15 protein-coding genes are annotated in these 18,937 nt (G+C 72.6%); 3 read left to right on the top strand and 12 right to left on the bottom strand.

Features of this window, described 5'->3' with window-relative positions; genetic code table 11:
- Positions 1-10 precede the first annotated feature (10 nt).
- Genes AC07D6_RS24285 through AC07D6_RS24250 form a run of 8 tightly spaced genes read right to left on the bottom strand, consistent with a single transcriptional unit; the run spans position 11 to position 6,979 of the window.
- Entirely contained in the window at positions 11-682 is a 672-nt protein-coding gene (locus AC07D6_RS24285; RefSeq protein WP_315880304.1) for a CIS tube protein, read from the bottom strand.
- A complete protein-coding gene (locus AC07D6_RS24280; protein ID WP_403487362.1) occupies positions 679-864 on the bottom strand; it encodes a putative phage tail protein in 186 nt (61 codons plus the stop codon). Before AC07D6_RS24280 ends, AC07D6_RS24285 begins: the two co-directional genes overlap by 4 nt.
- 5 nt (positions 865-869) lie before the next feature.
- Positions 870-1,388: a phage tail protein gene (locus AC07D6_RS24275; RefSeq protein WP_315880302.1), complete on the bottom strand. Its 519-nt coding sequence runs from the start codon at positions 1,386-1,388 to the stop codon at positions 870-872.
- Complete coding sequence (locus tag AC07D6_RS24270; protein ID WP_479047604.1) at positions 1,385-2,908, bottom strand: phage tail sheath family protein; 1,524 nt, start codon at positions 2,906-2,908, stop codon at positions 1,385-1,387. The genes AC07D6_RS24275 and AC07D6_RS24270 overlap by 4 nt, the downstream gene beginning before the upstream one ends.
- Position 2,909: 1 nt before the next feature.
- A complete protein-coding gene (locus tag AC07D6_RS24265; RefSeq protein ID WP_225830072.1) occupies positions 2,910-3,365 on the bottom strand; it encodes a phage tail protein in 456 nt (151 codons plus the stop codon).
- 31 nt (positions 3,366-3,396) lie between these two features.
- A complete protein-coding gene (locus AC07D6_RS24260; RefSeq protein ID WP_479047600.1) occupies positions 3,397-5,661 on the bottom strand; it encodes a phage tail sheath C-terminal domain-containing protein in 2,265 nt (754 codons plus the stop codon).
- A gap of 11 nt (positions 5,662-5,672) precedes the next feature.
- The gene (locus tag AC07D6_RS24255) at positions 5,673-6,404 is read right to left on the bottom strand and encodes a peptidase associated/transthyretin-like domain-containing protein (RefSeq protein WP_479047599.1); all 732 of its coding nucleotides are present in this window, start codon (positions 6,402-6,404) and stop codon (positions 5,673-5,675) included.
- Entirely contained in the window at positions 6,401-6,979 is a 579-nt protein-coding gene (locus AC07D6_RS24250) for a Pvc16 family protein (RefSeq protein WP_479047597.1), read from the bottom strand. The genes AC07D6_RS24255 and AC07D6_RS24250 overlap by 4 nt, the downstream gene beginning before the upstream one ends.
- Before the next feature lie 186 nt (positions 6,980-7,165).
- Between AC07D6_RS24250 and AC07D6_RS24245 the strand changes: the two genes are divergently transcribed.
- A complete protein-coding gene (locus AC07D6_RS24245; protein ID WP_315880297.1) occupies positions 7,166-7,363 on the top strand; it encodes a hypothetical protein in 198 nt (65 codons plus the stop codon).
- A 146-nt stretch (positions 7,364-7,509) separates the two neighbouring features.
- Entirely contained in the window at positions 7,510-8,265 is a 756-nt protein-coding gene (locus tag AC07D6_RS24240) for an AfsR/SARP family transcriptional regulator (protein ID WP_315880296.1), read from the top strand.
- Between the two features lie 153 nt (positions 8,266-8,418).
- Here the strand turns inward: AC07D6_RS24240 and AC07D6_RS24235 are convergent, their stop codons facing one another.
- Together AC07D6_RS24235 and AC07D6_RS24230 are read right to left on the bottom strand one after the other, a co-directional pair.
- A complete protein-coding gene (locus AC07D6_RS24235; RefSeq protein WP_315880295.1) occupies positions 8,419-8,901 on the bottom strand; it encodes a hypothetical protein in 483 nt (160 codons plus the stop codon).
- The gene (locus tag AC07D6_RS24230) at positions 8,898-14,999 is read right to left on the bottom strand and encodes a DNRLRE domain-containing protein (RefSeq protein WP_479047593.1); all 6,102 of its coding nucleotides are present in this window, start codon (positions 14,997-14,999) and stop codon (positions 8,898-8,900) included. Before AC07D6_RS24230 ends, AC07D6_RS24235 begins: the two co-directional genes overlap by 4 nt.
- A 577-nt stretch (positions 15,000-15,576) precedes the next feature.
- Between AC07D6_RS24230 and AC07D6_RS24225 the strand changes: the two genes are divergently transcribed.
- Positions 15,577-16,101: a hypothetical protein gene (locus AC07D6_RS24225; RefSeq protein WP_315880293.1), complete on the top strand. Its 525-nt coding sequence runs from the start codon at positions 15,577-15,579 to the stop codon at positions 16,099-16,101.
- A 90-nt stretch (positions 16,102-16,191) separates the two neighbouring features.
- Here AC07D6_RS24225 and AC07D6_RS24220 read toward each other — a convergent pair whose 3' ends face one another.
- Entirely contained in the window at positions 16,192-17,217 is a 1,026-nt protein-coding gene (locus AC07D6_RS24220; protein ID WP_315880292.1) for a hemolysin family protein, read from the bottom strand.
- Positions 17,214-18,578: a hemolysin family protein gene (locus AC07D6_RS24215; protein ID WP_479047589.1), complete on the bottom strand. Its 1,365-nt coding sequence runs from the start codon at positions 18,576-18,578 to the stop codon at positions 17,214-17,216. The genes AC07D6_RS24220 and AC07D6_RS24215 overlap by 4 nt, the downstream gene beginning before the upstream one ends.
- Positions 18,579-18,937 lie beyond the last annotated feature (359 nt).

Raw genomic sequence — 18,937 nt, 5'->3', positions numbered from 1 at the left:
CGCGCGCTCCTCACGGCAGCCGGGGCACGGTCAGCACCCGGCCCGGCCGCAGGTCCCGTGGATCGGTGATGCCGTTGGCGCGCGCCAGCTCGCGCCAGGCGTCGGGCCGCCGGTACAGCGCGTTCGAGATGGAGCTGAGCGTGTCGCCGCGGCGCACCACGTAGCTCTTCTCCACCGTGGGTGAGGAGCGCGGCCTGCCGGCGACCTGCACGGCGGCCGGGCGGAACTCCTTGAGCGTGAGGTCCAGCACGGCCCGCAGCGGTACGCCGTCGGGCCGGAACAACTGGTAGTTGACGTCCAGCTTCTCCACGACGCCGGTGAAGACCTCTTCGTCCCACACGAACCGCACGACCGGCGGCGCGTGTTCGCGGCTGTCGGGCCGCAACAGGTCGCGCAGGGCGTCGACGTAGGCGCTCCGTACGTTCTCCAGGGTGTCGGAGGTGTCGACGAGCGCCTGGACGGTGAGGGTCTCCGTGCCGCCGCGCACGTACTGCAGGGGCGGGGTCTCCAGGCCCGGGATGGTGATCTCGGCGAAGGTGTTGCTCTTGCTCAGCTTGTAGTCGGTCGGGTTGAACCGCAGCGGGATCCGTCGCCGCCGCTCGTCGGCGATCACCGGCCGGACGATCTCCAGGCGGGCCTGGGCCGCGCCCTGGCGGGCGAAGGACACGGGCGTCACGCTCACGGCCGGTCCTCCCCGTCGCCGAAGGAGCGTTCGGCCTCGGTCCGCCTGGCGCGGGCGCACGCGTCCTCGTACAGTTTCGACCACGCCTGGATGTGCCGGTTGAACAGGCGGGTGAACACGGCACCGTCGTCGCCGTCCACCTGGAACCGCACTTCGAGATGGTGAATGGTCACCTTCGGCACGTCGGTCACCTCCCTCGGTTCGGTCGCGGCGACAGACCCGCCGCGGTGTCCTGGAGGACCTTGGTCAGTCCCTCGTGGGCGATCTCCAGCGACTCGATGGCGATCGCGTTCTGCTCGGCGTGCAGGTCCGGTCCGGTCCACTTGGCGGCCAGCCCGCCGTGGAACGCCCAGGCCGCGCCGGGCACCCCGTCCGGGCCGAGCACGATCACCGCTCCGTCGCGACGGGCGCCCAGCGAGTCGGCGAGCCCCGCCTGGTACCAGGCCCACAGGCCCGGGTCGCGCGCCACGCCGCGCTTGAGGGTGATCCGGTTCCACGAGTGGCGCAGCGGCAGTTGGTGCACCGAGTCGTTGCGGCCGCCCTCCGGATAGCTCGTCACCTCCAACTGTGCGCCGAGGCCGGCGACTTCCTGGAACGCGCCGGACGCGACCAGCGGCAGCAGCAGCGCCTGCGCGGGCGGCAGGTAGGCGTCGCCGGGGTCGAGGGTGACCAGGAAGCGGTACTTCGGCAGCGGGTCCTGGTTCATGCCTCGATCACCTCCAGGCCCCGGTCCTGGCCGAGGACGAGGCGCATCCGGATGAACTCCATGGGGGCGGCCGGGGCGACCTCGACCTCGCAGACGAGTTGCCCCGGGTCCTGCTCGGGCGGGTTGTTGGTGTCGTCGCACACCACCCGGAACGCCTGTTCGGGCCGCGCGCCGGCGAGCGCTCCGGCCCGGAAGGCGGAGAGCAGCACCGAGGTGATCGCCCTCACCAGCGCCAGCCGCAGCTCGGGCGAGTTGACGTCGAACACCAGCGGGCCGGCCACCCTGCGCAGGGCGCGCACCAGGAGGTGCACCAGGCGGCGGTGCGCGACGTGGCGGGTGCGGGGGTCCGCGGAGAGGGTGCGCCCGCCCCACACCACCAGCCCCCGCCCGCGGGTGCACCGCACCAGGTCGACGCCCGCGTCGAACAGCCGCACCTGCTGTGGCTCGGGGAACTCGGTCGCCAGGTCGACCGCCTCCAGCACGACGGCGTTGGCGGGCGTGTGGTGCGCTCCGCGCTCGGCGTCGAGGCGGGCGATGACGCCCAGGACGTGCCCGGAGGCGGGGACGGTGCGCAGCCCGTGCCCGTCGGGGGTGCGCAGCGCCGGGTGGTAGACGGCCGCGCAGCCGAGGAGCCGGCTGTCGCCCGTCGCCGTGAGCGACCGCACCCAGTCGACCGTCTCGTCCACGGAGGACAGCCGGGGCGGTACGTCGAGGACGGCCAGCCGGTCGTGCAGCGGGGCGATGCTCCGCAGGAGGGCGAGCACCACGTCCGTGTGCGCGCCCCCGGCCAGGTCCGTGCCGAGGTCCGGCAGCGCCACCAGCGCCGGTTCCGGCAGTTCGGCCTGGACGGCCACGGCGTCCTCGTACGCGCCGCGGGTGGGCGCGGAGTCGGTGCCGCCCGTGAGCGTCAGGTCCCAGGACATCGAGATCGGGCCGGGCCGCCCGGGTGGCGGCGGGGGTCCGTCCGGGACGAGCCGGACGAGGCGGGACGCGGTCAGCCGGTGCGCCGCTTCGGAGGGCGGCAGGCCGGGGAAGGACTCGGGCGGCTCGCCGGGCACGTCGATCCGGATGCTCACCCTCGGCGGTCCGGCGACCGTGCTGGCCCGGTAGCGGACGGCGATCCGCCCGCCGTTGGCCCAGGTTCCCGGGCTGGTGGCGACCACCTGGTAGCGCGTGGCGGGGAACCCGCTCAGCGGGCCGACCGTCCACCGGGTCCGGGCGGTGGCGGCCGGGCCCGACACGCGCACCACCCAGGCCGTGCGGCCGCCGTTCTCGAAGAAGCCGCGCAGGGCGTACGGGGTGGCGAAGGCGCCGTCCCGGGGGTTCCTCCCGCCCGGGGGGCCGGGGGGAGGCCCGAAGGCGTCCACGACGTCGTTCCAGCTCTCCACCCGCACCGGGGCGCCGACCGGGCCCCGGCGGAGCCGACCGAGGAAGGCCGCCACGTCCGTGCGCAGCGGTTGCTCCTCGAAGCCGCGCGGCGCGGACGTCAGGGACACGCCGGGAAGCGCTTCACTGGTCATGTCAGACGTCGATCTCCAGCTTCTCGACCGCGAGGACGAGCGTCTCCATGGCGATCTCGTTCTTGGTGGCGCTCAGGGTCGGGCCGGTGTACTTGGTCGGCCAGCCGCGGTCGAAGTTCCAGCGCATGGCCTCCTGGCGGTTCTCGTCGAGGAGCACGATCGAGCCGGAGGTGCGCCGCACCTTGCCGTTGAGCGCCTCGACCACCCAGTTCCAGAAGCCGACGTGACCGGTGATGCCGCGCTTGAAGGTGAGGTTGGTGTACTTCTTGAGCCCGGGGATCTTGCGGACGGTGATGTCCTCGCTCCCGTTGCGGTACTCGATCGGCGGGATCTCCAGTTCGAGGCCGCTGGCCTCGGTGAAGGAGCCGCTCACCGCGACGCCGTCGTCGCTGACGTTGGTCACGATGATCTGGAAGTTGTAGGACGCGTACGGGTCGTCCCTGGTCACGGGCGGCATGGCGGCCCCTCCTCGTTCCTCGGTCGGGTGCTCAGGCGAGCTGGGTCTCGCGGGTCTTCTGCTGGATCCGGAAGATCACGAACTCGGCGGGGAAGACCGGCGCGACGCCGACGACGCAGATGAGACGGCCGTTGGCCAGGTCGTCCTCGGTCATCGTGGTGCGGTCGCAGGCGACGAAGAACGCCTCGTCGGCAGTGGTGCCGGCGAGTGCGCCGCTGCGCCAGACCGTGGTGAGGAAGTTGGTGACCGTCTGGCGGACCAGGGCCCACAGCGACTCGTCGTTGGGTTCGAAGACCACCCACTGGGTGCCTTCGTCGATCGACTCCTCCAGGAAGAGGAAGAGCCGCCGGACGTTGACGTACTTCCACGAGCTGTCCGAGGAGAGCGTCCGCGCGCCCCACACCCGGTGGCCGAGGCCGGGGAAGTACCGCAGCGCGTTGACGCCCCTCGGGTTCAGCAGGTCCTGGTGGCGCCTGGTGATGTCCTGGGCGAACCCGTCGGTCTGCCGGACGCCCCGGACGACCACGTTGGCGGGTGCCTTGTGCACGCCCCTCTCCACGTCCACCCGGGCGTAGATCCCGGCCATGTGGCCCGACGGCGGCACCTCGACGTCGCGGTTGGTCGACGGGTCGCGGGCGACCAGCCACGGGTAGTAGAGCGCGGCGTACTTGGTGTCGAAGGGCTCGCGGAACGCCTGGATCCCCTCGATGTCGAGGCCGTCGCGGGGGTCGAGGATCGCGAACCGGTCCTTGAGCAGTTCGCAGTGGGCGACCAGGCTCGACTCGACCGTGCCGGACCACACGCCGGGCACCGCGCAGACGGCGATCTCGTCGATGTCCTCCAGCGCGACGATTCCGGTGCGCCGCCCGCTGCCGCCGTCGGTGCCGACGAAGTCGGCCACGCTCAGGGACTCGTACGCGTCGTCGCCGTCCGCCAGCGTCAGCCAGGCACCGGTCGCGGGCACGGGGAACCTGGTGGGGTCGGCGGACAGGCCGGGCAGCGCGGTGGCCCGCACCAGCTGGGACCGGCTCTCCAGGACGGCCGTCAGGTTCGCCGGGGTGTCGCCGGAGAACCGCAGGTTGCCGAAGGTCTCGGTGACCGCGGCGCCGCCCGCGTCGGTGAAGCGGGTGCTGACCTCGGCCTCGATCAGGTGGATCCGGTCGGTCTCGAAGAACGTCCCCGGCACGTCGCGGTCGAAGGCGACGGCGTCCCCGGTGACCGCCTCGACGGTCGCCGCGGTCAGGGTGGTGCCGTCGTCGAGCTGGACGACCGCGCCCTGGTACAGCCTGCTCGCGCCACCGATCCGCAGGGTCCGTCCCGCCGCGGTGCTGCCCCGGCGCACCCGGCGCGTCGTCAGACCGGTCTCCCAGGCGGCGTGCGCGGTGCCCGCCGGGAAGGTGAGCGTGACCTTGCCGTCGGCCGGCCGGCCGACCTGGACCTTGAACCGGTCGGGGCCGATCTGCACCCAGACGTCGTCGGGAAGGGCGTCGGGGTCGAGCCCGGTCACCGCGGCCACCTCGACCGTCCCGCTGTCCTCGGGCGCGTCCGCGACCAGGCGGGTGACGAACAGCCCGCCCTCCTGCGGCTCGGGCAGCACCGGCAGCGCGGCGCCGACCATCGGCTGGACCCGGACCTGGACGCCCGCGCCCCACGCGCCGGGGCTCACCGCGGAGAACCGCAGCGTCGGTTCGTCGCCGCGCCGCCCGACCTGGACGTAGTCGCCGCGGGAGGTCCTGACCTCGGCGGGCAGCGGTTGGTCGAGGGTGATGCGGCGGGTGGTCATGTCGTAGCCGGAGACGGTCACGGTGTGGATCGCCCGCTGGTCGTCGCCGCGGAAGACCTGGATCTCCTGTCCGGCCCCGGTGAAGCCGATCAGGTGGCCCAGTTGGAGGCGGGTGGCGCCCCGTGCGGCGTCGGCGGTGATCTGGCTGACCAGGCCCTGGCCTAGGGTGCCGGAGGCCGCCTTGGCTCCCCCGCCGACGACCCGCTTGACGTACAGGCGCCGGCCGCCGTTGTCGAAGAACCCCTTGACGGCCAGGGGGAACAGCCACCAGCGGCCGCCTTCGGAGGGGTCGTTCGCCCACGTGTCCCGTACGGACGCCTCGGGCTCGGGCAGGAAACCGCCGAAGGCGTTCTGGAACTCCAGGAAGTTCGTGACCAGTTTGGGCTTGCCGGTGTACGGGCCGCGAGCGGTGACTCCGACCATCCCGGCGGTGCTCGTGCTCACTCCCGCGATCGGCCGCGGCCCCGCGTCGATCTCCTCCACGTAGACCCCGGGGCTCAGGTACTCGGCCATGAATGGGCTCCTCACTGCTCACGGATCTCGATGACGTGCCGGTGCTCCGCGTCCCGGGGCAGGCGCACGGTCAGCGACCCGGTCCGGCCCGGCCGCTCGGTGGCCTCCAGGAGGAAGGTCTCCTCGCCCGCCTGCTCGGCGGCCTTCTCCCCCTCCCACCGCAGGGCGAGCCGGAAGGCCCCCCGGAGGTCGGAGAGCGTGCGTTCGTGCCACGGCGCCAGGTCCTGGCTCGTGCGCCCCTTGGCCTCGACGAGCGCGTTCGCGACGGGCGCCCCGGTGGTGGCGTCCCGTACGGCACCGCGGACCGTGCGCACGCCCGGCGGGTAGGGGAAGGCGGTCCCCGGCAGCAGCCGGACCAGCCGCGGGGACGCTTCGGCGGAGGGCGGGTGCGTGTCGTCGTACGGGTGCACCAGGAACTCCACGCCGGCGAGGTCGGCCGAGAACGGCCGGCCGTCGGCCGGGTACAGCGGCTGGTAGCCGGCGGCCGCGAAACGGACCCGGTGGCGCTCCGGCCCGACCGTCCACGGCTCCGCCCGCCTGCCGAGGCCCGGGAAGGCGATGGCCCCGCCGGGGGTGCGCACCGCCCTGTCGTCCAGGGGCAGCCAGCCGCCGCCCGCGTCGTCGAACCGTTCGAGTCGGACCTCCACACCAGCCGTGCGCACCCGCCGCGCGTAGTCGTCGAACGGCACCAGCCACACGGGGCTGTAGAGCGTCGAGCGGGCCAGGGGCAGGAAGGCGCTCACGGCGTCGCCGTCCCCTCGATGGTCCGGCTGCGCACCGGCCGCACCGCCGTCTCCACGGCCGAGTCCAGGTCGACGACGCGGATCTCGTAGTTCAGCGAGAGCCGGTACGGCTTCTGGATCGCGTACCAGACCCAGGACTTCTGGTCGAGGGTCAGCGGCGTCAGGGTGACGTGCAGCGAGTCGGTGCTGGCCGCCAGGCTGCCGGACAGGCGCCCGCCGTCCAGGACCGCGTCGTCGTAGAAGGTCTGGAGGGCGCGCCCGAGCATCCGGTGCTGGGTCGCCTGGTCGCCGCCCCAGGGGGTGATCAGGTACCGCAGCAGCAGGGCCATCGGCGGCTTGCGGATGGTCGGTGGTTCGGGGGGCTGGGAGCGCACCGGGGGCCGGTTGCGCGAGGTGGGGTCCTCCGCGATCTCGTAGAGGAACACCGTGAGTTTGGGCGGCGGTGTCTGGACCGTCTCGGAGAGGTCGTTCAGTTCCGCGATCGGCGGTTCCACCTGGCTCAGCCCGCGCAGGGCCTGCGTCAGCGTGTTCACGACGACCGACGAGACGTCGGCGATCACACCGAAGTCACCCATGCGAAGCCCCCCTCGGTCCGGCGTGTGCTGACCACGTATGTCGAGAGGGTGCAGACTCCCCTGTGATCCGTCCGCGACTCACCCGTCGTACCGGCGTCACCCCCACGTCTTCGCGGCGTGCGGCGGCGTCACCGGTCACGGATCGACGACGCCCGGGTGACACCGCCGGAGGAGACTCGGTCTCTCATGGAGACCCCCTCGACGCGTTCCGGCGTCCTCGTGCTCCGGGTGTGGTGGGAAGACGGCAGCCCGGACGGCTTCCGCGCGCGCATCATCCGGATCGTCGACGGGGAGCGGGAACGTCCCACCGCGGCGAGCGAGACCGCCGACGTCCTCTTGGCCGTGCGGGCCTGGCTCGATGAGCTGCTGGAACAGAACGGGTGACGTTTTCGCGACGTTCCGGTGATTCCTTTTTGACGGTCGACCCGCTAATGGTCGATCCCACGGTCGCGTCTTTCCCGTAGCATGGCTTCGAAAAGCCGATGAGCCGAACCGAAGATCACCAAGCCGACATCGGTAATGGGGGGTCGATGAACGGACAATCCCATTTTATTACTTTACGGCTACTCAAGGGCTTCGCTCTCGCGGTTAATCATACAAGCATTCCAGTCTGCTCCAGCATTCAACGACTTCTGGCGTTCCTCGCCCTGCAGGACATGCCGCGCTCCCGCGCCTACGTGGCCGGAACCCTCTGGCCGGACGTCACGACGTCACGCGCCAACGCGAACCTGAGGTCGTCCCTCTGGCGAACGGCGCAGATGGGCCACCCCGTCATCGACGTGTCCGCCCGTGAATTGGCCCTGTCCCCCCACATCACCGTGGACCTGCACGACGCGGTCGCACGCGCGCACCGGCTGCTCGACAACTCGCGCCCCTGCGACGACATCCTCACCATGCAGACGCTGGCGGACCTGTCGGCGGACCTCCTGCCGGAGTGGCCGGAGAACGACTGGATGTTGATAGAACAGGAGCAGTACCACCAGCTCCGGCTTTACGCCCTGGAAGCGATGACCGAGCGATTGACGTCGGCGCAGCGCTACGGCGAAGCCGTCGCCGCCGGACTCGCCGCCGTACGCGCCGAGCCCTTGCAGGAAAGCGCCCACCGCGTACTCGTGAAGGCGCATCTGGCCGCCGGCAACAGAGGGGCGGCGTTGCACCAGTACGAACAGTGCCGCCGCATCCTGCGGGAGGAACTGGGACTGGAGCCCTCCTCCTCGCTGAGGGACCTCGTGCCCCTGCGCGCCGAGCACGGCGGGCGGTCGCGGCTCCATGCCTCCGGCGCCTGACGGCCGCGCGGTGGGGCGTTGCGGCTGCGGCTCCCACGGCGGCGAGGGCCACCCGGTGCGCGGTTGCCGTCCCCGCGCGAGAAGCACGGCCGCTCCCGGCCGCGAGGTGCGGCCGGGAGCGGTCGGGTCGGCGATCGGCGTGCGATCGCCGGGTCAGACGCGGTCGTCCGGGATGCCTCCCACCGTGTAGGTGTCGAACACGTCGAGGAGGTCCTCGTCCGGGTCCAGCTCCGCTTCCGGTGGCATGCGGCAGACCAGGGCGGCCAGGCGGACCAGGGCGGTCAGCCCCGGCAGGCGGGCGGTCCGGTCGGCCGGCAGCGGCTCCGCGCCGGGCCACTCGGCGGCGAGTGCCCGCAGGCAGTCCCGACGGGCGAGGCGCTCGTCGGTGACCGGCCGGTCGTCCGAGACGTGCCAGAGACCCGTCGTCGGGACCGGCCGGCACGCGGCGACGAGACGGCGCCGCAGCGCCGGGTCCGCGCCCTGCCACGAGGCGGGGAGGGGCCGGCCGGCCAGTGCCGACGCGGCCTTCTCCTCCGCCTCGGTCAAGCGGTCCGCGGGGACGCCCAGCACGGTCAGGCCGTACGGGGCGTCGGCGTGCCAGTCCAGCAGGCACGCGGTCCGCGGAGGGTGCGTCACAGGCACATCTCGTCCCTGTCGTTGATGTAGTTCTTGTCGTAGTTCACGACGGTCGCGTAGCCCTTGTTCCCGGAACCGTTCGGACCGGTCGAGATCATGAACTCGCCCACGCCCTTGTAGTAGTAGCACGTGCCCCGCGGCGCCCAGTTGGCCACCTCACGGGCCTTGTACACGTTGTTCCCCGACTTGTAGTTGCTGTCCATCTTCTCCCAGCCGTACCAGCGTGACCGGTACAGCGAGACCTTGATGGAGTAGCTGCCCACCTTCTTCTTGCACTTCTTGATGTCGGCGTGCACGTTGATGCGGCCCTTGGCCGTGTGGGACGGGTGCGGGTTGTCCACCGAGAAGGTGCAGCACAGCTTGCCGGAGCTGCAGTCGCCGCCGAGGTCGGTGCAGTTGTTGCCGTCACCGGAGCAGTACTCGTACGGGTTGGCGTTGCCGCCGTAGACGGGGTCGACGGACAGGAAGCGGCCGGTCGTCGGGTCGTACTGGCGCACGCCCATGAGGATGACGCCGGACGGCGTGTCCGAGGCGCGCATGTGGGCGGCCAGCCAGTTGTAGCGGGCCGAGGCCGTGCCCTCGCGAACGTTGCCGTACTCGTCCGTGTCGGCCACCGCCGGCGGCTGGGCCGGGTCGAGCGGCAGCGCGACACCCGCGTCGCCGTGCAGGTCGGTGAGCTGGAGCACGGTGCCGCCGGAGGTTCCGGTGACGGCGGCCAGCTGGCCCGACAGGCTGGTGACGTTGCGGCTGCGCAGGTTCGCGGCCACGTCCTCCACCGTCCAGGAGGGGGTGTCCGCCCCGCTGCGGTAGTGGTTCACCGAACTCACCGAAGCGGTGACCGCGCCCTGTGCGTCGAGGGTCTCGCTGGTCCACGAGGCCAAACGGCCCTGGGCGTCGAGGTCCCACGTCCGGCGGCTGTCACCGGACGTCTGCTGCCGCACGAGGTCGTTGGCGTAGTAGCCGAAGACGGTGCCCGGCTTGGTCAGCGTGCGGCCGAAGGCGTCGTACGTGAGGCCGGGGCCGATCAGGCGGTCGGCCGCGTCGTAGGTGTGGTCCGTGGTCGTGGACGCGGGCGTGCCGTCCTGGTCGTGGGTGGTGACCAGGCGGGTCCGGTTGGAGTTGGCGTCGAAGCCGTACGTGCGGTGCTGCTGCCCGTACGCGCCGGACTCGTCGACGTCGGTGAGGCGGCCGGTGCGGTCGTAGCGGAAGCTCTGGCCGTTCCCGGTGCCCGCGCTGCGGGTGCCGGAGCTCACCTGGCCGTGGACCGTCGGGACGGCCACGTCGGTGAGCAGCGCCGCGCCGTCCGCGTCACGGGTGTAGACCCGCGAGGTGGTGAACCCGGTCTCGTCCGAGACGGTGCTGAGCGTGTGGCCGCCCGACAGGGTCTCGCTCGCGACGAGGCCCGACGCGTCGTACGCGGCACCGAAGGTGCCGGCCACGGAGTCCGTCATGGAGGTGGGCAGACCGCGCGGGTCCTCGGCGGTGTCGTAGGCGTACGTGACCGTCGAGGGGGCGGAGTCGGAGACCTTCACCACGCGGCCGAACCGGTCGTATTCGGTGGTGGTGACGTTGCCGGCGCCGTCGTCGTAGGAGACGGAGCGGCCCAGGGCGTCGTAGCCGTAGACGGCCGTCTTGCCGCCGGAGGCCACACTGGTCAGCCGGCCGCCGACCGGGTCGTACGTGCGGATCGTCTCCGGGACCGCGGTGCCGAGGCCGCCGGTGACCGAGGTGCGGGTGACGCGTCCCGCGCCGTCGCGGACGACCCGGGTGACGCGCGTCGAACCGTCGGCGGTCGCGGTGGTCTTCGCGATCTCGCCGTGCACGTCGTACTCGTGGACGGAGGTGACGCCGGAGGCCGGGTCGGCCGGACCGGTGGAGCAGATCTTGTCCGCCCATTCGGGACGGCCGCCGCAGGTGCCGGTGCCGTCCGCCGTGTAGTAGGAGGTCACGCGCGTGCCGGCGGCTCCGCCCTTGGGCAGCGTCGTGGAGACCACGCGCCCCTGGGCGTCGTAGGCGGTGCTGGTGACGAGGTTCAGGCCCGACGGGTCCTCGGCCGTCGTCAGCGGCAGGCCCTTGGACCAGTCGTACGTGGTGACGGTGGTACGGGTGTCGAGGTCACCGCCCGCACGGCCGGGCACGAACGCACCGGCGGTCACGGTGGTGGGCTGGCCGCTGACCGCGGCGGAGGCGGGCCGGCCCTGGTCGTAGACGGTGGCGGTGTGCAGCCGCGCCGGGACCTCGGTCCCCGCGGGCAGGTCCGCCGCGCCCTGCTGGAGCTCCACCAGGTGCAGCGGTCCGTACGAGTGCAGCAGCCGGAACCCGTCCGCGCCGTACTCCTTGGTTTCGGCGAGCAGCGCGGCGCGCTCGGCGGACCCGGCGTCGTGGATGCCGAGGCGGGTGAGCCGGTCGAGGGCCGGGCCGGAGGTGGCCAGGGCCAGTTCGCGGTTGGCGGCGGACAGGGTGAAGACGACCGCGCCGCCGGCGTTGTAACCGGTGGTGGAGATGCGGCCGCCGGGGACGGCGGTGTTGACCTCGCGCCCGGAGGCGTTGACGTAGGTGATCGCGGCCCGCTCGTACGCGGCGGCCGTCAGGGCCGTTCCGTCGTGCCCGGCGGGGACGGCGTCGGGCGGGAAGACGGCGGTGGCGTCGGTCGGGGCGTCCCTCTGGCCCCAGTCGGCGACGTCGGCGGCGCCCATCGGGTAGGGGGCGCCGGCGCCGGTCAGCGGAACGTCGTAGACGACGGAGTTGGTGACGGTACCGCCGTCGGTCTCCGTCTTCGAACCCTGCTTGAGGGACGGGCGGGACGCCTTGAGCAGCATGCCCTCACCGGCGGCGGCCGAGTTGCCGGCCTTGCCGTAGGTGAAGGTCCAGGGCAGTTCGGTGCCCGGCATCATCCAGTAGATGCGGTTGGCCGAGTCGTACGAGTACTGCACCTGGGTGGCCTGCGACAGGCGGGGGTCCCACTGCTGGCGCAGTCGGCCGTCCTTGTCGTAGCGGTACGTGGAGACGGTCTGGGCCGTGGCCGCGGTGGCACCGGGGGCCGTGGACCACAGGCGGATCTCCTTGACCTGGCCGGCGAAGTCGCCGAAGTCGGCCGCGGTGGTGTGCCCGGTGGCCGTGGTGGCCGTCGCGTAGACGAAGTCCAGGCGCTCGCAGCCCGCGGTGGCGGGGGTCGACTCGCAGACGGCGGAGGTGACGGCGGTGCTCGGGGCGATGACGTACTTCGGGCGGGCGAGCACCTTGGTGCCGGCCGGGACCCGTTCCGAGACGATCCGGGTGGTGGTGTTGTCGGTGGGCAGGCGGGTGGACTCCACCTGCCAGGTGTCGGCGGCCGAGTCGACCTTCTTGAAGACCGTGACCGTGCCGTCGTCGTCCGTGAGCGTGAACGCGTCGGTGAGCGCGCCGGTCAGGGTGAGGCCCTCGGCTCCCTCTTCGGGCTTCCAGCCGCCGCCGGTGGTGGCGGTGAAGCCGATCGCGCCGTCCTCCATGAGGACCTCGACCGAGGTGCCGGAGGTCTTGCGCAGGCCGGTGTACGAGGTGTCGGTGATCTCGGCGTAGACGCCGGAGACCCACTCCGGGCCGAAGATCTTGACCTGGCCGTCGTCATCGGGGTGGTCGTCGCGCGAGTAGGCGGTACGGGTCACCGCGGTACCCGCCCCGTTCGCGTCGGTGGCGCGGACGGTGAAGTCGCCGGTCAGGCTGTTGACCTCGCCCGGTCCCACGGGGAGCAGGGGCGCGGCGCCTGCCGCGCGGTCGACGGTGACGGAGACCTCGGGGGACGGTTCCGTGACGGTACCGCTGCTGAAGAGGGCTCGGACGTCGACCGGCCCGTCCTCGGGCAGCGTGGTGGTGATCTCCCAGGTGAGCTGTGCGGGCTTGCCGCCGCTGACGGCGACCGGCCAGGCCGGCAGCACGGCTCCCGAGGAGTCGACCCGCACGTGGGCCGCGGGCACGTCGTGCCAGGGGTCGGTCTCGCCGCGGCGGAACTGGTAGCGCACGCCGGTGTACGACGGGTCGCCCTGGGCCATCAGGCTGGTGCGGCGCGCCGGACGCTCGCCGCCGCCGGGAGCGGTCAGGGCCGCGCCCTTGCCGGCGTTGAACGCGTAGGTGGTGTTGGCGGAGACGTTGCCGGCCGCGTCGCGGGTGTGCGCGGTGACGGTGTGGGCTCCCGCTTTGAAGCTGAGGGTCCTGGTCACGGCCGTGCCGGTGGTGGCGGTGGTGGTCCAGGCGCCCGCGTCGAGCTTGTACTGGATGTCCTTCACGTCGCCGGCCGGCGGGGTGAAGGTGAAGCCACCCGTGAAGTCACCGTTCGCGTCCGGCGTGCCGGACCACTGGCCGGCCGGGAAGGCCGTCGAGGAGATCGCGGTGTTGGCGGGCTTGGTCGTGTCGACGGTGAAGGTCTGCCACGCGGACCAGGCGCCGTTCCACGTCGTGCCGTCGTGGACGGACGCGCGCCACTTGTAGCTGCCCGGCGCGAGCGCCGTGGTGGGTGTCCAGGGCGCGTTGACGCCGGAGGCCGTGTACGCGGACTTGCCGGTCTGGAGTGCGGCGGTACCGCTCGCCGCCCAGATCTCGTAGGTCAGCTGAACGGTGTTGCCGTCGGGGTCGGTGGCCTTGCCCGTCAGGGTCGGGGTGGTGTCGTTCGTGGACGAGCCCGACAGCGGGGAGACCTGGGTGGCGGCGCCGGGCTTGGTGTTGTAGGTGACGGTCAGCGAGGGCTCGTAGGCCGCGTTGTGGGAACCGTCGGTCTGGTTGGCCGAGTGGTAGCGGCGCCACGTCAGGGCGTCGGTCTCGTCCACGGCGGCGATCCGCAGGCCGTAGTTGGGCTGGCCGTCGGCCCACGCCTGCACGATGGCGTCGACGTCCCAGGAGACGTGGCCGGCCGGGCAGGTGGAGTTGTAGCCCTTGGCGGCGGTGGAGGTCACCGCGCCGGTGGCGGTGGTGGCCGGCTGGTTCGACCAGGTGATGGCCGAGGGGTCCCAGGCAGCGGTGATCCGGCGCACCTGGTTGCCGGAGTTCGCCGTCGAACAGGTCGACGAGTAGGACGAGTACAGGCGCAGGTCCGTGTCGAGGATCTGCTTGCCCTTGTACTTGTCGACGTTGAACTGCAGGAACGAACGGGCCTTCTCGGCACCGTTGTACGTGCCCGACTTCAGCTCGGTGGAGCCGCGCTGAGAGGTCAGGTAGTCGTCGTACTGGATCCAGGTGTCGGTGACCGGGCCCATGAGGGAGTCCGTGGGGTCGATCGTCACCGGGTAGGTGAGGGCGGGGTCGTCGAGGAACGCCCGGCTCGGCTTGAGGACCAGTACCTGGCCCTTTCCGTCCTTGCCCTCCTCGATGTCGACCTCGACGGGCGCGATGTGCGCGGAATCGCCGGAGGCGCGGTCGTAGGAGGAGTCCCACATGACCGGGGCCGGCGCGGTGGCCTTGGCCCGGTTCTTCGCGTCGGACCAGTGCATCCGCTTGTCGGCGGTCTCCGAGAGCGTGAGGCCGTCGGCCTCGACGGGGATGCGGTACTCGACGGGGCCGTCGGGGCGCTCGTGGAGGACGACCGAGTGGGAGAAACCTTCCTTCAGGGCGGTGACCACGAGGTCGCCCCCTTCGACGGCGTTTTCGTACGTGGCCGTCGAGCCCTTGAGCACGGGCTTGGGGAGGTTGCCGGTCCAGCCGATGCCCAGCGCGTGCGGACCGCGCTCGACCTCCACGAGGGGCTCGCCGGAACCACCGTCGGAGAGGGCGATGTCCGCCGCGGCCTGCTGGGGACGGACGGTGTCACCGGCATCGACCAGGCTCGTGTCGATGGGCCGCCAGTGGCCACCGGCGTCCTTGGCGCGTACGGGTCCGGTGAAGGTCTCCACCGAGGACGTGCCGTTGGGCAGGGCGTACGTGGTCGTGGACGCGGTCCGCTCGCCGGTGATCTCGATCCGGCGGTTCTGGAGACGGGCCATCAGGAAGGCGGACGCCGCGTCGCGGGCCTCGGCAGGGCCGCGCTCCGGCTCGGCGGCGGCCCGCTCGGAAGCGGCAGGTGCGGCGGCTGCGGGAACGACGACGGCCGCGCCCTCCAGCATGGTCACGGTGGTGACGACGGAAACCGCCATCGCGGTCCGGCGTATCCACGCGGGAGAGGACCAGAGTCGTCGACCCGCCAGGGCGGGCGCACGTTCTCTCATCTGGTTCGGGGCTCCTCAGAAGTGCAAGAAATGAACCAGAGGAACGTACTGGCAGGTCACCGCGGCCCTTCGCCATTTTCGCGACAGTTGGACTGTTCGAATCCGATTGTGATGCAACCGTGTTGCCCCCATGGGGGAATCATGCATTCCGCTTCTCGGGAGCCAGCCGCTCCGCGAGCCGGGCGGCTCGACGGGTGACCGAGCCTCCCGTCCCGTCGCACCCCCGGGCCCGGCCGGCTGACCCGCACCCGGCCGTCGGCGCCGTCGTCGCGGCCGGCACCGCACCGGCCACCGTGCTGCCCGCCTCGTTCGCCCCGCGCACCCGGCCGGTCGAGCCGGCGGGCACGCGCGAGCAGCCCGCGGCCCCAGCCGGGCCCCTGCCGCGTTCACCCGCTCGGGTCGAGGGACCGTCAGGCCGGCCTGACGGTCCCTCACAGGCCGTACGATGGCCGTGCGGATCCGGCGCCGGACCCGGACGCACCGCGCGCGGAAGGGGCGATGGCCTGTGACACTGCCGCTGGACGCCGAGAAGTGGCCGCCGAGCTACCCGCCGAGGACACCGCCCCCACCCAAGCGCCCCGTGGAGCCGCCCCGCCCGGAACCGCGGGACAGGCAGGTCGCGCTGCGGCCGCGGGTGCGGATGCGGATCGCGAACCGGCGCGCCGGGAACTGGACGTTCGACACGGCGCCGTGGGCGGCGGCCTCGGCGCCGGCACGCGCGGGGCGCGCCGTCCTGGACCGCCTGCGCTCCTGGGGCCACCCCCTTCCCGAGCAGCACCCCGTCGTCGGCGTGACCGTGCGGCTGGTGCGGGCCGCGGTCGCCGACGGCGGCCGCCGCGCCAGTGTCCACCTCGCCGACCAGGAGCGCGACGGCCAGGTCGTCGTCCTCGTACTGTCCCACGAGCCGTCCGGCGCCCCGGAGGACGACCGGCTGCTGCAGGAGCTCGCGGGCCTGGGCGTCGTGTCGGCCGGCACGGAGAACAGCCGCGACGACGGCGCGCGGCGCCGCTGGGCCGTCGTCGCGGTGTGACCCCGGCCGCCGGCCGCCGGGCGGTGGCCAGCGGTACCGGGGGGGGCGGCCCCGGCACACCCGTGGTTCCGGGGGCGCGCGGCGGACCGCTCAGAGCGCGGGCTCGGTGGTGGGGCCGACGAGTTCCCCCAGGACGTCCTCCATGGTGACGAAGCCGATGACGGTGCCCTTGTTGCCGGTGACGGCCGCCAGGTGGGTGCCGGCGGCGCGCATGGCGGTCATCGTGTCGTCGAGCGGCGTGTCGAGGGCGACCCGCGTCATCGGGTGCAGGGCGGTCCGGGGGAACGGCGCGGTGCGGTCGGCGGCGCCCAGGGCGTCCTTGATGTGGAGGTAGCCCAGGAGCGTTCCGCCGGGGCCGGTGACGGGCAGGCGGGAGAAGCCGTGGGCCGCGGCGGCGCGTTCCAGGTCCTGCGGGGTGATGGTGTGCGGGACGGTGGTCATGCGGTTGAGGGGGACCATGACCTCGCCCGCGGGGCGGGTGCCCAGCTCCAGGGCGTCGCGCAGCCGGTCGCCGTCCTCGGGGTCGAGGAGCCCGGCCTCGCTGGAGTCCTTGACCAGGCGTACGAGTTCGTCGTCGGTGTAGACGGAGGCCACCTCGTCCTTCGGCTCGACCTTCAGCAGCCGCAGGATCGCGTTGGCGAACGCGTTGATCCCGAAGACGGCCGGGCGCAGGGCCCGGGTCAGCGCGACGAGCGGGGGCCCCAGGAGCAGGGCGGTGGGCGCGGGGGCGGCCAGGGCGATGTTCTTGGGGACCATCTCGCCGACCAGCATGTGGAGGTACGTCGCCAGGGTCAGGGCGATGACGAAGGCGATGGGGTGGATCAGGCCCTCGGGGACGCCGACCGCGTGGAACGGCGGTTCCAGCAGGTGGGCGATGGCCGGTTCGGCGACGGCGCCCAGCACCAGCGAGGAGACGGTGATGCCGAGCTGGGCGGTGGCCATCATCGCCGAGAGGTGCTCCAGACCCCACAGGGTGGTCTTCGCACGCCGGTTCCCGGCGAGGGCGGCCGGTTCGATCTGGCTGCGGCGTACCGAGATCAGGGCGAACTCGGCGCCGACGAAGAACGCGTTGGTCAGCAGGGTCAGCGCGCCGACGAGGAGCTGGAGGGTGGTCATCGGACCGCCTCCTGACGGGTCGCGGCGATCGTGCCGGTGCCGTCTCCGGCGTTGTTCGGCGCGGGGGCGATGAGGCGGACGCGGTCGGCGCGGTGGTGCTCGACGTGGAGCACCGCGAGCTGCCAGCCGTCGACGTCGAGTCGGTCGATCACGGTGGGGATGCGCTCCAGGCGGGTGGCGATGAGGCCGGCGAGGGTTTCGTACGGGCCGTCGGGGGCGGTCATGCCGATCTCGGCGAGTTGGTCGAGGCGAACGCTGCCGTCGGCCTGCCAGACCCGGCGGCCGTCGGGCGCCGGGGCGTCCTCGACGAGGACGGGCACCTCGTGCGGGTCGTGCTCGTCGCGGACCTCGCCGACGACCTCCTCGACGATGTCCTCGACGGTGGCGACACCCGCCGTACCGCCGTACTCGTCGATGACCACGGCCATGGTGCGGGCGGCGCGCAGGCGGCCCAGCAGCTTGTCCACGGGCAGGGAGTGCGGGACGAGCAGCGGTTCGGTGGCGAGGTCGGCGACGGGGACGAAGGGGCGCTTCTCCTCGTCGAGGGCGAGCACGTCGCGGATGTGGACGGTGCCGACGACCTCGTCGAGGGAGTCGCGGTAGACGGGGAAGCGGGACAGGCCGGTGGCCAGGGTGAGGTTCGCGGCGTCGGCGGCCGTGGCGTGGACCTCCAGTGCCTTGACGTCGACGCGCGGGGTCATCACGTTCTCCGCGGTCAGCTCGCCCAGGTGCAGGGTGCGCACGAACAGCTCCGCGGAGTCCTCCTCGATCGCCCCTTCGCGCGCGGAGTGCCGGGCGAGGGCGACGAGCTCCTCCGGGGTGCGGGCGGAGGCCAGCTCCTCGGCCGGCTCCAGGCCGAAGCGGTGGACGAGCCGGTTCGCGGTGTTGTTCAGGTGGTGGATCAGCGGGCCGAACGCGGTGGTGAAGGCGCGCTGCGGCGCCGCGACGACCTTGGCCACCGCCAGCGGGCGGGAGATCGCCCAGTTCTTCGGGACGAGCTCGCCGACCACCATGAGCACCACGGTGGAGGCGGCCACCCCGAGGAACGTGGACACGGGCGGCACCACGCCGGCGGGCAGGCCGGCGGACTCCAGCGGACCGCGGAGCAGCGCCGAGGCCGACGGCTCGGCCAGCATGCCGATGACCAGGGAGGTCACGGTGATGCCGAGCTGGGCGCCCGAAAGCTGGAGGGTGAGGCGTTTGACCGCCTTCAGCGCGCTGTCGGCGCCGCGCTCACCGGCTTCGGCGGCGCGCTCCAGTTGACCGCGCTCGACCGTGGTGAGCGAGAACTCGGCCGCCACGAAGACGGCGCAGGCCAGGGTGAGGGCGAGCGCGAGGAGCAGCAGGAGGACTTCGGTCACCGTGCCACCCCCCGTCCCCTGGTCACGGGCGTGTGGAAGGCGGCACGGCTGGTACTGGGAGGTTCACCCATTGCGGGTCTGCTGTTCCTTCTGGTTCTTGAGGCCGGGGTCTGCGGCCTCTGGCGGGCTTGCGGCGGGGCGGGCGCCCCGCCCCCCAATGGTAAAGGAAGGGCAAAGTCCCCGGGAAGGTCCACCGGCTCGGGAATCTCCGCCCGCGAGGTCAACGACCGCGCCCACCGGCGTGTTCCCGGCCCTCCCCCACCCCCGCTCCTCTCCCCGTCTTCGGCGGGCGGCGTCCCGCCGGTCCCCCGCCCCCCTCCACGGGCCGGCACGGGCACGGCGCCCGTCGGTACCGGTCC

It is taken from the genome of Streptomyces sp. NPDC045287 (assembly GCF_056432325.1).
The sequence above is the reverse complement of the archived record's forward strand: the minus strand, read 5'-3'. Positions and strand labels throughout refer to the sequence as shown.